This window comes from Parasphingopyxis sp. (assembly GCF_028279465.1).
GTDB lineage: Bacteria > Pseudomonadota > Alphaproteobacteria > Sphingomonadales > Sphingomonadaceae > Parasphingopyxis.
Map to the genome: position 1 here is coordinate 27,565 of NZ_JANQNS010000014.1, position 14,128 is coordinate 41,692.

General features: G+C 62.0%; 13 protein-coding genes. 9 read left to right on the plus strand and 4 right to left on the minus strand.

Translation table 11 applies throughout. From position 1 onward, the window contains the following. Nucleotides 1-87: 87 nt before the first annotated feature. Nucleotides 88-1,122 (plus strand): SPOR domain-containing protein, encoded by a 1,035-nt coding sequence (locus Q0974_RS08195; protein WP_299326316.1) that lies wholly within the window; start codon nucleotides 88-90, stop codon nucleotides 1,120-1,122. Nucleotides 1,123-1,503: 381 nt separating this feature from the next. Here the strand turns inward: Q0974_RS08195 and serB are convergent, their stop codons facing one another. Beyond that, nucleotides 1,504-2,385: a phosphoserine phosphatase SerB gene (serB, locus tag Q0974_RS08200; protein ID WP_299326319.1), complete on the minus strand. Its 882-nt coding sequence runs from the start codon at nucleotides 2,383-2,385 to the stop codon at nucleotides 1,504-1,506. Between serB and miaA the strand changes: the two genes are divergently transcribed. From miaA to ilvC, 5 genes are all read left to right on the plus strand, one after another. Then, a complete protein-coding gene (gene miaA, locus Q0974_RS08205; RefSeq protein WP_299326855.1) occupies nucleotides 2,384-3,325 on the plus strand; it encodes a tRNA (adenosine(37)-N6)-dimethylallyltransferase MiaA in 942 nt (313 codons plus the stop codon). The two genes, serB and miaA, sit on opposite strands and share 2 nt — an antisense overlap. 83 nt (nucleotides 3,326-3,408) lie before the next feature. After that, nucleotides 3,409-5,157: an acetolactate synthase 3 large subunit gene (locus Q0974_RS08210; RefSeq protein ID WP_299326321.1), complete on the plus strand. Its 1,749-nt coding sequence runs from the start codon at nucleotides 3,409-3,411 to the stop codon at nucleotides 5,155-5,157. Then, entirely contained in the window at nucleotides 5,157-5,672 is a 516-nt protein-coding gene (ilvN, locus tag Q0974_RS08215) for an acetolactate synthase small subunit (RefSeq protein WP_299326324.1), read from the plus strand. The genes Q0974_RS08210 and ilvN overlap by 1 nt, the downstream gene beginning before the upstream one ends. A 10-nt stretch (nucleotides 5,673-5,682) precedes the next feature. Continuing rightward, on the plus strand, nucleotides 5,683-5,997 hold the full coding sequence (locus Q0974_RS08220; protein ID WP_299326327.1) for a hypothetical protein: 315 nt from the start codon (nucleotides 5,683-5,685) through the stop codon (nucleotides 5,995-5,997). 4 nt (nucleotides 5,998-6,001) lie between these two features. Next, nucleotides 6,002-7,021 carry a ketol-acid reductoisomerase gene (gene ilvC, locus Q0974_RS08225; RefSeq protein WP_299326330.1) on the plus strand — a complete coding sequence of 340 codons (1,020 nt, stop codon included), beginning with the start codon at nucleotides 6,002-6,004 and terminating at the stop codon, nucleotides 7,019-7,021. 49 nt (nucleotides 7,022-7,070) lie between these two features. On the opposite strand, the gene Q0974_RS08230 is transcribed toward ilvC, so the two are convergent. Beyond that, complete coding sequence (locus tag Q0974_RS08230) at nucleotides 7,071-7,604, minus strand: YHS domain-containing (seleno)protein (protein WP_299326333.1); 534 nt, start codon at nucleotides 7,602-7,604, stop codon at nucleotides 7,071-7,073. A 499-nt stretch (nucleotides 7,605-8,103) separates the two neighbouring features. Here Q0974_RS08230 and leuA point away from each other — a divergent pair, with 499 nt between their 5' ends. Further along, on the plus strand, nucleotides 8,104-9,765 hold the full coding sequence (gene leuA, locus Q0974_RS08235) for a 2-isopropylmalate synthase (RefSeq protein ID WP_299326336.1): 1,662 nt from the start codon (nucleotides 8,104-8,106) through the stop codon (nucleotides 9,763-9,765). On the opposite strand, the gene Q0974_RS08240 is transcribed toward leuA, so the two are convergent. Continuing rightward, the gene (locus Q0974_RS08240; protein WP_299326339.1) at nucleotides 9,762-10,298 is read right to left on the minus strand and encodes an MOSC domain-containing protein; all 537 of its coding nucleotides are present in this window, start codon (nucleotides 10,296-10,298) and stop codon (nucleotides 9,762-9,764) included. The genes leuA and Q0974_RS08240 overlap by 4 nt on opposite strands. Nucleotides 10,299-10,425: 127 nt before the next feature. On the opposite strand from Q0974_RS08240, the gene Q0974_RS08245 reads away from it, so the two are divergent. Next, a complete protein-coding gene (locus tag Q0974_RS08245) occupies nucleotides 10,426-11,076 on the plus strand; it encodes a CAP domain-containing protein (RefSeq protein ID WP_299326341.1) in 651 nt (216 codons plus the stop codon). A 7-nt stretch (nucleotides 11,077-11,083) separates the two neighbouring features. On the opposite strand, the gene mutL is transcribed toward Q0974_RS08245, so the two are convergent. Continuing rightward, on the minus strand, nucleotides 11,084-12,907 hold the full coding sequence (mutL, locus tag Q0974_RS08250) for a DNA mismatch repair endonuclease MutL (RefSeq protein ID WP_299326344.1): 1,824 nt from the start codon (nucleotides 12,905-12,907) through the stop codon (nucleotides 11,084-11,086). Between the two features lie 163 nt (nucleotides 12,908-13,070). On the opposite strand from mutL, the gene Q0974_RS08255 reads away from it, so the two are divergent. Next, the gene (locus Q0974_RS08255; protein WP_299326347.1) at nucleotides 13,071-14,111 is read left to right on the plus strand and encodes a rod shape-determining protein; all 1,041 of its coding nucleotides are present in this window, start codon (nucleotides 13,071-13,073) and stop codon (nucleotides 14,109-14,111) included. Nucleotides 14,112-14,128: the final 17 nt, after the last annotated feature.

The window sequence follows — 14,128 nt, forward strand, 5'->3', positions numbered from 1 at the left end:
AATGGACGGTTCAACTTTGCTAATCCGGCTTTAACCCTGCTATTATTCCCGATAGTGAAAGTGGCGTGATTGTAGGGAGATGGGTAAATGGCTATGAGGCATAGCGTGGCGATGGCCACCGCATTGGCCGCCATGGCGCTACCGTGGAGCGTTCATGCCAGCGTGCAGGACGGTGTCGAAGCCTGGCGCGGCGGCGATTATGCTCGCGCGGTTGCCGAATGGCAGCCGCTGGCGCAGACCGGCGATCCCGATGCGCAATTCAATCTTGGACAGGCCTATAAGCTGGGCCGCGGCGTCCCGCAGGATATGGAGCGTGCCCGTGATTTGTTCGGCCAGGCCGCCCAGCGTGGCCATCTGCAGGCCGAAGCGAATTACGGCCTGATCCTTTTTCAGGACGGCAATCGCGAGGACGCCATGCCCTACATCATCCGGGCGGCCAATCGCGGCGAACCGCGCGCACAATATATTTACGGTACGGCGCTGTTTAACGGGGACCATGCGCCGCGCGACTGGCCGCGCGCCTATGCGATGATGACAAATGCGGCCGAGGCCGGACTGCCTCAGGCAACGGCAAGTCTCGAGCAGATGAACAGCTATATTCCGCTTGAACAGCGCGAAGAGGGCATCGCCATGGCGGAACGCATGGCGGCCGACAGTGCGGCGACACAGGTGGCAGTCGCCAGCCCGCCGGCTGCCCCGGTACCTGCTCCTGCTCCAGCTCCCACGCCACCGAGTACGTTCACGCCGGTCCCCGTACCGGCGCCGGCGGCCAATCCGCCCGCTTCGCCGCCACCGGCATCGCCGCCACAGACCCAACCTGCGCCGACGATGACGACGGCAGCACCGCCTCCGCCACCACCGCCTGCTCCCGCGCCGGCCGCGCGCAGCGGCGATTGGCGGATCCAGCTCGGTTCGTTCCGGGAGCGCGCACGCGCCGAAACGCTGTGGCGGACGGTCAGTGGAAGATCGTCGACACTGGCAGGCTTGCAACCCTATCTCGTTCGCGCCGGACCCTATACACGGCTTCAGGCGGGCCCCTTCCAGACCCGCGCGGAAGCGCAGCGGGCCTGCGGTGCCGCGAGCCGGGCCGGTTCGGAGTGTTTCACTGTCCGCCGGCGCTAGGATCGCGCCCGCTTAACCGAATTTTTGCCGATACTGTCTAACTGCTGTCTCCGACAGGGGAGCAGCCATGGCGCGTCAATATCGAGTGCAGAATGCCGGATCGATGGCATCGCCATGGCGAAGGAGGCGCATGTGCGTACTCCATGCGGACGGGCCCGCACCCGCTGCTTTGGACAGTGTATCGGGCCGTGGAGCGACCGTGCGCAGCAATATTGCCGCCCGATGCGGTGCGCGCGTGACCCTAGTCCATCCCTCCGCGGGCGAGATTGCTGCTGAGGTCCACGCTATATCGGAGTCCGGAATTGAGCTCAGTTTCGCGGGCGACGAACAATCGGTGGCCTTTGCGCTTACCGCGATTGCCTCCGACATGACCCGGACAGGTTAAGCGTCAACCCAGTCCTTCCGCGCATAGCCCTGCGCATAGAGTAAAGCGGTCAAATCGCCATGATCGATGCGTGCATCGGCCGCGTCCCGTAGCGTCGGCTTGCCGCGATAGGCGACACCCAGCCCTGCCCGCTCGACCATCGCTTTATCGTTAGCGCCGTCGCCGATCGCCAGTGTTTCGGCGGGCTGCAAACCGCGCTTTTCTGCCTCCTCGCGCAACAGTTTTTCCTTCATGCCGCCATCCACGATCGGCCGGATCACGCGGCCCGTCAGCCTCCCGGCTTCGATCTCCAACCGGTTGGCGACGGCGCGGTCGAAGCCAATTTCCGCCGCGACGCGATCCGCGAACAGGGTGAAACCACCTGAGACGAGCAGGCAATAGGTGCCATGTTTGCGCATCGTGCGCACCAGCGTCGTCGCACCGGGCGAAATCTCCACGCGTTCTTCATGGCAGCGCGTAACGATTTCAGCGTCCATATCGGCGAGCAAAGCGACACGCTCGTCCAGCGCTTCAACGAAATCGAGTTCCCCGCGCATCGCCCGTTCCGTTATCGCGGAGACGTGATCCTTGAACCCCGCATAATCGGCCAACTCGTCCAGACATTCGACGGTAATCATCGTTGAATCCATATCGGCCACGAAAAGCGCCTTGGCTCGACCTTTTTCAGGCTGGACGATTGCATCGACGGCACCATCGAACGCCGCCATCGCCTGCCGGGCGTTCGCGATGTCGCCTGAAAAGCGGATATCGGCGGCCTTGTCCGGCTCAATCCAGTCGCTGCCTGCAACCTCACCGCCCGCCGAAGCCAACATGTCCGATGCCCGCGAAATATCGCCTGCGGGCAGCCGATCTGCTGCTATGAGCGTTGCAATGAGCATGTCGGAAAACTCCATGGACGAACTGCGCGGGGCCAGGGTCGCGCTTATTACCGGGCCGACGGCCAGCGGCAAGTCGTCTCTCGCCATGCGGATCGCCGAACGCACAAATGGCGTGATCGTCAACGCCGACAGCGCGCAGGTGTATCGCGATCTGAGGATTGTCACGGCGCGGCCGAGCGCAGAAGATGAAGCTGCGCTGCCCCACCGCCTGTTCGGCTATATCGACGGGTCGGAAGCCTGCTCGGCCGCCCGCTGGGCCGGTGACGCCAAGGCGTCAATCGCCGAGGCGCTCGGCGCGGGCCAGCCTGCGATACTCGTCGGCGGGACCGGTCTCTATCATCGCACGTTGCTGGAAGGTTTGGCCCCGATTCCGGAGATCGATCCCACCATTCGCGAGGATGTTCGCGCCAATCCGGTCGCGGAAAACTACACGGCGCTCGAACGCGAAGACCCGGCATCGGCCGAGCGGCTCAGCGCAACGGATACGACACGCGTCGCCCGCGCGCTTGAAGTGATCCGCTCGACCGGACGCACAATCGATGCATGGCAGAAGGAGAAACGCGGCGGAATTGCAGGTGCTGTCGAGTTGGCTCCGCTGATCCTGTTGCCAGACAGGGACTGGCTCTATGCCCGCTGCGATGCGCGGTTCGCGGACATGTTCGACAGCGGGGCGGTGGACGAGGTGCGCGCTCTGCTGGATCGCAAGCTCGACCCATCTCTTCCGATCATGCGGGCCATCGGGGTGCCGGAAATTGCAGCGTTTCTCGCCGACGATCTCGACCGCGACGAAGCGATCACCGCCGCCGCACAGGCCACGCGCCGCTATGCCAAGCGCCAATATACCTGGTTCGCCAATCAGCCGCCTGCCGATTGGGCGCGCATCGATGAATCAGAATATGAGAAATATGAAAGCGAAATTGTAACTAAATTACTCCAATAACCGTTGACATGGAATATATCCCTGTCTAGCAGCCCGGTTCCCGCGCTGCTATTGCAGCGCAATACGGGTAATGGATGAAGATCATGGCAAGCGAAAAAGCCGGAGCAGATATATTGGTCGAAGCGCTGTTGGATTGCGGCGTGGACGTCATTTTCGGCTATCCGGGCGGCGCGGTGCTGCCGATCTACGATTCCCTGTTCAAACAGAAGCGCATCCGCCACATTCTATGCCGCCACGAGCAAGGCGCGGCCCATGCCGCTGAAGGCTATGCGCGGGCCACGGGCAAGCCCGGTGTTGTACTCGTCACGTCCGGCCCGGGCGCAACCAATGCGGTTACCGGCATCACCGATGCGCTGATGGACTCGATCCCGATGGTCGTGATCACCGGGCAGGTTCCCTCAACGCTGATCGGCACGGACGCCTTTCAGGAAGCCGATACGGTGGGCATCACGCGCCACTGCACCAAGCATAATTATCTGGTCAAAGACCCGGACAAGCTGGGCAGCGTGATGCAGGAAGCCTTCTTTATCGCGACGACCGGCCGCCCCGGCCCCGTCGTCGTCGATATACCGAAAGATGTGCAGGTCGCGACCGGCCGCTACCGCAAATCGGGCCCGATGCCGCACAAAGCCTATGTTCCGCGGGACAAGCCCGACCCGAAAAACGTCGAAGCAGCGGCCGAAATGATCGCCGCGGCCGAACGGCCGATCTTCTATACCGGCGGCGGGGTCATAAATTCCGGGCCCGGCGCCAGCATGATCCTGCGCGAGCTCGCCCGGATCACGGGCGCGCCGGTCACTTCGACACTGATGGGCTTGGGCGCTTTCCCGGCGTCCAATGAACAGTGGCTCGGCATGCTGGGCATGCACGGTACATTCGAAGCCAATATGGCGATGAACAAGGCGGACCTGATCATCGCGATCGGCGCGCGTTTCGACGACCGGGTAACCGGCCGTCTAGACGCTTTTTCGCCTAATTCCAGGAAGATACATATCGATATCGACCGCAGCTCGATCAACAAAATCGTGCCGGTCGACCTCGCCATAAATGCCGATGCCGGCCGCGCGATGGAAGATATCGTCAAAATCTGGAAGGCGCGGCAGCATAAAAAGGCCGATCTGCAGGATTGGTGGGCGCGGATCGACGGATGGCGCGCGACCCAATGCCTCGCCTTCCCCGAGAACAAAGAGGAAATCATGCCGCAAGCCGCCATTCAGGCGCTGTGGCAGGCGACGCACAAGCGCGACCCGATCATCACGACGGAAGTCGGCCAGCACCAGATGTGGGCGGCCCAGCATTATGGCTTCGAGCAACCCAATAAATGGCTGACATCCGGGGGTCTCGGCACGATGGGCTATGGCCTGCCGGCCGCAATCGGCGCGCAAATCGGCAATCCCAACGCGCTCGTCATCGATATCGCCGGAGAAGCCTCGATCCAGATGAACATCCAGGAGCTCGGAACGGCGAGCCAATATCGCCTGCCGGTCAAGATATTCGTGCTCAATAACGAATATATGGGCATGGTGCGCCAATGGCAGGAACTAACATATTCCGGTCGCTATGCAGAGAGTTACAGCGACTCTCTACCAGATTTTGTGAAACTGGCTGAATCCTATGGCTGGAAAGGCATCCGGATCGAGGAGCCCGGCGATCTGGAGAGCGGGATAGAAGCGATGATCGCGCATGACGGGCCGGTATTCGTCGACTGCTGTGTCGCCAAGCTCGCCAATTGCTTCCCGATGATCCCGTCGGGCGCGGCGCATACCGAAATGATCCTCGAATCCGACACGGTATCGGGGACGATGGATGACGAAGCCAAGGCGCTGGTCTGATGAAAATCCATGCCGAAGCCGCAGAGCGCCATACGCTCTCTGTTCTCGTCGATAACGAACCGGGCATTTTGGCGCGTATTGCCGGCATGTTCACGGCGCGCGGCTACAATATCGAGAGCCTGACCGTGACGGACGTCAGCGAGGATGAAGCGATCAGCCGGATCACCATCGTCACAAACGGGTCCGCGCGCGTCATCGATCAGATTATCGCGCAGACCGAGCGCATGCCGCCCGTCTACAAGGTTACCGACCTCACCGAAATCGGCCCGCATGTCGAACGCGACATGGCCCTCGTCAAAGTGGCGGGCACCGGTGACCATCGCATCGAGGCACTGCGTCTCGCCGATGTCTATCGTGCCCGGGTCGTGGACTCGACCACCGGCAGCTTTGTGTTCGAGGTGACCGGCAACAGCGAAAAGGTCGACAGCTTCATCGAGCTGATGCGCGAAGTCGGGCTGGTCGAAGTCGCCCGCACCGGCGTCGTCGCCATTGGCCGCGGCAAGGAAGCAAGCTAAGGCCGCCGGAATGCGCGAAATCATCAGCATATCGGCGATCATCCTCGCCTTTTTCTACTTTCTGGCCTTCGGCTCGGCGATATTCATGGCGCTTGAGGATCAGATGCACTGGGTGCTCGCCGCTTTCGCGATGACCTGGATAATCATCCTGCGTCTCTGGCCTTTGCTGCCGATCCTCGCGGTAGTCGGCGCGGTCAATGTCTGGGGGTGGCAATGGTATGAAGGCATAGCGCTGGGCCTGCCCGTCTCCATCTATGTGGTTTCCTATTACTGGACGCGGATCTTCGACTATTTCCGTCGTCCGGCGCAAAAACAGGGAGTGTGAACTTATGCGCGTCTATTACGATGCCGACGCCGATCTGGGACTCGTTACAGGCAAGAAGATCGCGATCATCGGCTATGGCAGCCAGGGCCATGCCCATGCGCAAAATCTGCGCGACAGCGGCGTCAGCGATGTCGCGATCGCACTCCGGGAGGGTTCCGCGACGCGCAAAAAGGCCGAAGCCGCGGGTTTCTCCGTGATGACGAATGCTGAGGCCGCCGCCTGGGCCGATATCGTCATGATGCTCGCGCCGGATGAGCATCAGGCGGAGATCTATGCTGGCGATCTCGCGCCGAACATGAAGGAGGGGGCCGCCCTCGCCTTCGCCCATGGCCTCAACGTCCATTTTGGGCTGATCGAGCCGCGCGCGGATCTCGATGTCATCATGATCGCACCCAAAGGTCCGGGCCACACGGTCCGCGCCGAATATGAACGCGGCGGTGGCGTCCCTTGCCTCATGGCTATCGCCCAGGATGCTACGGGCAATGCGCATGACGTCACGCTCGCCTATGCGAGCGGCGTCGGGGGCGGCCGCTCCGGCATTATCGAAACGACCTTCCGCGAGGAATGCGAGACCGACCTGTTCGGCGAACAGGCGGTGCTGTGCGGCGGTCTCACGAGTCTCGTCATGGCCGGTTTCGAGACGCTGACCGAGGCCGGTTACGCGCCCGAAATGGCCTATTTCGAATGTCTGCACGAGGTGAAACTGATCGTGGACCTCATGTATGAAGGCGGCATCGCCAATATGCGCTACTCGATCTCGAACACGGCGGAATATGGTGATTATCACACCGGCCCACGCGTTATCACCGACGAAACCAAGGCCGAGATGAAACGCGTGCTCGACGACATCCAGCGTGGCAAATTCGTCCAGCGTTTCATCGCCGACAACCGCGCCGGCAACCCCGAAATGAAGGCGGCCCGCAAGCTGCAGGCCGAGCATCCAATCGAAAAGACAGGCGCGGAACTGCGCGCAATGATGCCCTGGATCGGTGCCAATAAACTTGTCGATAAAGAGAAAAACTAGGAGATGATGGAGGCGGCTTGGGAGCGTGCCGCCTCCATATTCCAAGGGCTTAGCTAAGCGAATCGCCCTCGGTCGCATCAGCGGCGAATTGCGGGTAATTCTCGTCGGCGCTCTCGATAAAGCCTTCGATATCCTGCTCCCAACGCGACTGGATCAGCCCGTTGAAGTTCAGATAGAGCCGGCCGTCGACGACGCGGTAGTTTTCTGGATTGCCGGCAGCGAGATCGCCGCGCGCGGCCGCCCAAGCGCAGAAACCGCCATAAGCCGGAGCATAGCGGACCGGATCGGCCTGAAACGTTTCCGCATTTTCGGCATTCGCGAAGTGATACTGCACGCCGTTATAACTGACGGCGAATTCTTCATTGCCCTGCTGCGGCGTACCGTCACCGACTTGATAGGATACGGCGTCATATCCGCTGAGGCCGATATTGCGGCCGGAGCTCAGATAGACGGGCCCGCTGGCATCGTCATTCACTTCGGCGAGCAGTTCGTCCTGTGCAACCTCTTCGGTCACGGTTTCGGGGGCGCTGCAAGCGGCCGGGATAAGAGCGGCGGCGGCAAGCGCGAGAGCGATGGTGCGCATGATAATAATCTCCTGTTGAACCTCATGCCGGCCGCCCGGATGCGGGCGCTTGATCGAACCGTCATGGTCGCGACGAGCTTCGCGCGCCCTCGACGATCGGTTACGCACTATGATTTTTCCGGTCGGAAAGTTTATCTTTTGTCGCCTCAAGTAGTGCGAAATCCAATCTCGTCATTCCAGCGAAAACTGGAATCTCCGGCCGCAAAGCCATGCCTATCCGCCTGAGATCCCAGCTTTCGCTGGGATGACGAGTGTCTCCTGTTTGAAAGGGATAATCACCAACTTTATTTCGGGACTCCTCGCAATGACGGATAAAGTAGCTGGACTTGTTAACCATTTGCCGTCACACAATGCGGCCATGACAGCGCAACGCGCCCTGCTTATTCTTCGACTTACACGCCCTTAGGCGTGCCCCTCGTGCTGAACACAGCACACACGGCCTAAGGGCTTCCCTCCAAAGACCAGCAAACCGAAGAAGATACAGGCTATCGTCATGCCCATGCTCAGCGATCCGTCGCAAAAATACCGACCCTTTCCGCAGATCGACCTGCCCGACCGGCAATGGCCGACGCGCACGATTACCGCGCCGCCGCGCTGGCTCTCCACCGACCTGCGCGATGGCAACCAGGCGCTGATCGACCCGATGGACAGCGAGAAGAAGCGGCGCTTTTTCGATCTGCTCGTCAAAGTCGGCCTCAAGGAGATCGAGGTCGGCTTTCCCGCATCCGGCGCGACCGATTTCGATTTCATCCGCGGGCTGGTCGACAACAATGCGATCCCCGATGACGTCATCATCCAGGGCCTGACCCAGTCGCGCCGCGACCTGATCGAGACGACCTTCGCCAGTATGGCGGGCGCGAAAAAGGCCATCGTGCATCTCTACAACGCCATTTCTCCCGCGTGGCGGAAGATCGTCTTCCAGATGGACGAAGACGGCGTAATCGATATCGCCAAACAGGGCGCGGACATCCTGATGGAGCAGGCCGCGAAATATCCGGAAACCGACTGGCATTTCGAATATTCGCCCGAAACCTTCAGCACGGCCGAGATCGATCTGAGTGTCCGCATCTGCGACGCCGTGATCGCGATTGCCGATCCAACGCCCGAAAAGCCGCTGATCCTCAACCTGCCAGCGACGGTCGAGGCGGCAACACCCAATATCTATGCCGACCAGATCGAATATTTCGGCCGCCACATCTCGCGCCGCGACAGCGTCGTCATCTCACTACACACGCATAACGACCGCGGCACGGGCATCGCCGCCGCCGAGCTCGGTTTAATGGCGGGCGCCGACCGGATTGAGGGCTGCCTGTTCGGCAATGGCGAGCGCACCGGCAATTGCGATCTCGTGACCATGGGACTCAATATGTACAGCCAGGGCGTGCATCCCGGCCTCGATTTTTCGGATATCGAGGAGATCAAACGCACCGTCGAATATTGCAACCAGATCCCCGTGCATCCGCGTCACCCCTATGGCGGAGAACTGGTCTTCACCGCCTTTTCCGGCTCGCATCAGGACGCAATAAAAAAGGGTTTCGCGGCGCAGGAAAGCCGCAACGACGAACTCTGGGAAGTGCCCTATCTCCCCCTCGATCCGCGCGATATCGGCAGCGATTATGAGGCGGTGATCCGGGTCAACAGCCAATCCGGCAAGGGCGGCGTCGCCTGGGTGCTCGAACAGGATCAGGGGCTCAAACTGCCCAAACGCCTGCAGGCGCATTTCAGTCTTGTGGTGCAGGAACTGGCCGACGCGACGAGCCGTGAGCTCAATGCCGACGATATCTGGCAGGCATTTCAAAAACGCTATGGCCTGACCGGCGAACAGCGCTTCACGCTGATCGACTATGAAGAAGGCCGGGCCGGCTCGGACCGCATTTTCACCGGCACGGTCGGCCATGACGGCGAAGAACGGTCTGTAAGCGGCCGCGGCAACGGGCTTATCTCGTCCGTCATCGCCGCGCTGCGAGACGAATGGGGCATCGCCCTCGACGTCGTGAACTATAACGAGCACGCGATCGGCCACGGTTCGGACGCACAGGCGGCCGCCTATATCGAGTGTGTGGATGGCGATGGAAACACGGTCTTCGGCGTGGGCATCAGCCGGGACGTCGCGACAGCTAGTGTGCGGGCCGTGCTGAGCGCGGCAAACGGGATCGATTAAACCGGTTCCAGCGCGCGCCGTTCGCCTTCGGGCAGTGTTGCGACTATCGTATCCCCCGCCCGCACATCTCCACTGTCGAGGACAATGCCCATAACGCCGGCTTTGCGGATCAGCGCCCCATCCTCGCCTCGATCCAGCACGGCATTCATCAGGCCCGGCGCATGACCGTTCAACTGTTTGCAGGGATTGCGAAGCCCGGTGATCCGGATTCGCGCGGCCTCGCCCAACGCCAGTTCGGCTCCCGCAGGTAGCGCCAGCAAGTCAATGGCGCGCGTCGTGATATTTTCGCCCATATCGCCGGGCGAGACGGAGAACCCCTTCGCTTCCAGCTCATCGAACAGTTCGGCATGGATCAGATGCACCTGGCGCAGATTGAGCTGATCCGGGTTCTGCGCAACGCGAGAACGATGCTGAACCGTCGTGCCATAATGCGCATCGCCTTCGATACCATAACCGGCGATCAGGCGGATGACATCCACATTGGGTTTGGCGATCCCGTGCGCGGCTTTTCGGCTGACAGCGATGACGTTCATGGGCGATGGCCTTGAGCAGACAGGACAGGGATGCGCAGCATCTTCGCTTCCGTTTTCCGCACCGATCGCGTTAACCCGCCGATCACCGGCGCACCGCTATTGTACAGCGCCCGAGGAGCAAGACCATATGAAATGGCTAATTGCGGCATGGCTGGTCTTATACGGGTTTTCCGGCGCCACGCATGCGCAATCCGTGGACGGAATATCGGTGCGCGAATCCGCGGTGCTTGCCGAAATGAACCGGGCGCGCGCCGATCCAGCCGCCTACGCCGATATGCTCCGCGAATATCGTACCTATTTCAATGGCCGGATCATGCGGCGACCGGGCGACCGCGACGGTATCCTGACGAACGAGGGCGTCTCCGTGGTCGACGAAGCGATCGCCTTTCTCGAACTGCAGGCGCCGCTGCCGCCATTCGCTGCCAGCAGGCTCCTCGCGCGAGCGGCCGACGATCATGTCGACGAGCAGGGACCGCGCGGCGCGCTCGGCCATGCGTCGCGCGACGGCGCACGAGCCGGCGACCGGGCACAGCGGCGCGGCGGTGGCCGCTATGTCGCCGAAGCGATATCCTATGGCCCGTCGGAGGGCGCGGAAGTGGTGCGTCAGTTGATTGTCGACGATGGCGTCCCCGATCGCGGCCACCGCCACCTGATCTTCACCGACGAATTTCGTTACGCCGGGGTAGGCTGTGGCGACCATGCGCGTTTCGAACATATGTGCGCGATCAGCTTCGGCACGACGACGACCGGGCATTATCGTAACGGGTCGCCGGACTGACGCGCGATCACTTCCGCCCGAACAGTTTCTCGATATCGCCATGGCCGAGCTTTACCCAGGTCGGGCGGCCGTGATTGCATTGACCGCTATGCGGCGTCACTTCCATTTCGCGGAGCAACGCGTTCATCTCGGCCACATTGAGAATCCGCCCGGCGCGCACTGATCCGTGGCAGGCCATCGTCGCGGCGACATGATCGAGCTTCTCTTTCAGGCTCAGATGCTGATCATAGGCGGCGATCTCGTCAGCGAGGTCGGTGACCAGCCCTTTGATATCGCCGGCGCCGAGCATGGCAGGCGTCGCACGGACCAGCATCGCCTTGGGGCCGAAGCGTTCGAGTTCGAGGCCGAGTTCGATCAGCTCGCCGATCCGTTCTTCGAGCGCATCGCAGGCGCTTTCGTCGAGCTCGACGACCTCGGGGACGAGCAAGCCCTGGGACGCGACCCCGCCCTCCGCCATGGCGCGGTTCATGCGCTCCAGCACCAGCCGTTCATGGGCGGCATGCTGATCGACGATCACGAGGCCGTCTTCGGCTTCGGCAACAATATAGGTTTCCGCGACTTGTCCGCGCGCGATGCCGAGCGGATGATCGGCGGCTTCGGGCACCGGTGCTTCGGCGGCTTCTGCCCGGCCTTCCGGCGCGGGTCGATAATCCGGCGATCGGTCCCAGACGCTGGATTGTCCGGGCGCTGGCTCGGAACCGGGTGACGGGGCGAAAAAGGCGCCTCGCTGTCCATAATCCTGTTGATAAGCCTGTGGAGAAGCCGTGGGCACGCCGGCGGATGCCGCACCGACCGGCTCCGTCTGCCAATTGCCGAGCGCGCCCGCCGACGGCCGCTGCACGCTCCGAAAACCGGCCTCGTCCAGCGCATGGCGCAGCCCGCCGACGATCAGCCCGCGGATATTGCCGGGCTCGCGAAAGCGCACTTCGGTCTTTGCCGGGTGGACATTCACATCGACCTCGCCCGGCGGCACGGTCAGGAACAGGGCGAGCACCGGATGCCGGTCCCGCGCCAACAAATCCTGATAGGCCCCGCGCACAGCGCCGATCAGCAAGCGATCCTTCACCGGTCGGCCATTGACGAACAGATATTGATGATCGGCGACGCCGCGATTGAAGGTGGGCAGACTCGCCACGCCTTCGAGCTTCGCCGTGCCACGCTCATAATCGACGGCAACGCTGTTCTCGGTAAGCTGCCGGTCGGTCAGCGCGGCCACGCGTTCCGCGCGCGTTTCGCCGGGCTGGACGGAAATGTTGCGCCGCCCGTCATGCTCAAGCGTGAAGCCGATATCGGGTCGCGCCATCGCGAGCCGCCTAATCGTATCGGCCGCCGCACCATATTCGGATCGCGGCGTACGCAGAAATTTGCGCCGCGCCGGTACCTTGGCAAAGAGGTTTTCGACGACCACGCGCGTGCCGGGCGGCAGCGCCGCCAGTCCCTCCTCAGCCAGCTCGCCATTATCGACGATCCGCGACCATCCCTCGGCGCCGCGCACGCGGCTTTCGATCGTCAGTCTCGCGACGCTCGCAATCGAAGGCAGCGCTTCGCCCCGAAAACCGAGCGTTTCGACGTTCTCGATATCGTCGTCCGGCAGCTTGGATGTCGCATGCCGCTCCAGCGCAAGCGCCATCTCCTCCGGACTCATCCCGCACCCATCGTCGATCACTTCGATCCGGTCGATACCGCCGGATCTGAGGCGCACCGTTATCCGCGTCGCGCCAGCATCCACGGCGTTTTCGACCAGTTCCTTGAGCGCGCTCGCCGGCCGTTCAACGACTTCGCCGGCTGCGATCCGGTTGACTAGGTGTTCGGGGAGACGGCGGATTGCCATAAAAAGTCTTTACCGCATGTGCCGCCATCGTACGAGCGGACGATCCACAGCGATTCGCGGAAAATATTAGTGCAAAAGCGCCGATAAGCGCTATGGGGGTGTCAAGGCCTGTCAAGCGCCGATTCCCCAAGCTTTAAACCCTTTGTACGAGACAGTTCCAAACATGTGGTTCCAACGTTTTTTCAAGATCATGTCCCATGACATGGCGATCGACCTAGGTACGGCGAACACCGTCGTCTATGTCCGCGGCCGTGGCGTCGTCCTTAACGAGCCCTCGGTGGTCGCCATCGAGACCGAAAACGGCATCCAGAAGGTCAAGGCCGTAGGTGAGGACGCCAAAGTCATGATGGGCAAGACGCCCGACGCGATCGAAGCCATCCGCCCGCTGCGCGACGGCGTGATCGCAGACATCGATGTCGCCGAACAGATGATCAAGCATTTCATCCAGAAAGTGCACGGCGCGCGCCGTTTTCCGCGCTGGCCGCAGATCGTGATCTGCGTGCCCTCCGGCTCGACCAAGGTCGAGCGCCGCGCGATCCGCGACGCCGCCTCCAATGCCGGTGCCAGTCAGGTGTTCCTGATCGAGGAACCGATGGCCGCCGCGATCGGCGCCGACATGCCGGTGACCGAACCGATCGGATCGATGGTCGTCGATATCGGCGGTGGCACGACCGAGGTCGCGGTGCTTTCGCTGCGCGGCCTTGCCTACACGACGTCGGTCCGCACGGGCGGCGACAAGATGGACGAGGCGATTTCTTCCTACGTCCGCCGCAACCATAACCTACTGATCGGCGAAGCAACGGCCGAGCGGATCAAGAAGGAAGTTGGTGTCGCGCTGATGCCGGCCGACGGCAAGGGTCAGACGATCCACATCAAGGGCCGCGACCTCGTGAATGGCGTGCCCAAGGAAATCTCGATCAATCAGGGCCAGCTCGCCGAAGCTTTGAGCGAACCGGTCGGCACGATCACCGAGGGTGTGCGCATCGCGCTGGAAAACACGGCACCCGAACTTGCCGCCGATATCGTCGATCAGGGAATCGTGCTCACAGGCGGCGGCGCGCTGCTCGAAGGCATAGACGAGGTATTGCGGCGCGAGACGGGCCTCCCGGTCACCATCGCCGAAGACCCGCTGACCTGCGTCGCGCTTGGCACGGGCCGCGCACTCGAAGAGGAAGTTTTCCGCGGCGTGCTCAGCACCGGATAATCGGGCCGGATAAGCCA

Excerpts from the sequence above, each read along its gene's own strand:
- Q0974_RS08195 (WP_299326316.1), top strand. The coding sequence starts at position 88 with ATGGCTATGAGGCATAGCGTGGCGATGGCCACCGCATTGGCCGCCATG.
- miaA (WP_299326855.1), top strand. The coding sequence starts at position 2,384 with ATGTCGGAAAACTCCATGGACGAACTGCGCGGGGCCAGGGTCGCGCTT.
- serB (WP_299326319.1), bottom strand. The coding sequence starts at position 2,385 with ATGCTCATTGCAACGCTCATAGCAGCAGATCGGCTGCCCGCAGGCGAT.
- Q0974_RS08210 (WP_299326321.1), top strand. The coding sequence starts at position 3,409 with ATGGCAAGCGAAAAAGCCGGAGCAGATATATTGGTCGAAGCGCTGTTG.
- ilvN (WP_299326324.1), top strand. The coding sequence starts at position 5,157 with ATGAAAATCCATGCCGAAGCCGCAGAGCGCCATACGCTCTCTGTTCTC.
- Q0974_RS08220 (WP_299326327.1), top strand. The coding sequence starts at position 5,683 with ATGCGCGAAATCATCAGCATATCGGCGATCATCCTCGCCTTTTTCTAC.
- ilvC (WP_299326330.1), top strand. The coding sequence starts at position 6,002 with ATGCGCGTCTATTACGATGCCGACGCCGATCTGGGACTCGTTACAGGC.
- Q0974_RS08230 (WP_299326333.1), bottom strand. The coding sequence starts at position 7,604 with ATGCGCACCATCGCTCTCGCGCTTGCCGCCGCCGCTCTTATCCCGGCC.
- leuA (WP_299326336.1), top strand. The coding sequence starts at position 8,104 with ATGCTCAGCGATCCGTCGCAAAAATACCGACCCTTTCCGCAGATCGAC.
- Q0974_RS08240 (WP_299326339.1), bottom strand. The coding sequence starts at position 10,298 with ATGAACGTCATCGCTGTCAGCCGAAAAGCCGCGCACGGGATCGCCAAA.
- Q0974_RS08245 (WP_299326341.1), top strand. The coding sequence starts at position 10,426 with ATGAAATGGCTAATTGCGGCATGGCTGGTCTTATACGGGTTTTCCGGC.
- mutL (WP_299326344.1), bottom strand. The coding sequence starts at position 12,907 with ATGGCAATCCGCCGTCTCCCCGAACACCTAGTCAACCGGATCGCAGCC.
- Q0974_RS08255 (WP_299326347.1), top strand. The coding sequence starts at position 13,071 with ATGTGGTTCCAACGTTTTTTCAAGATCATGTCCCATGACATGGCGATC.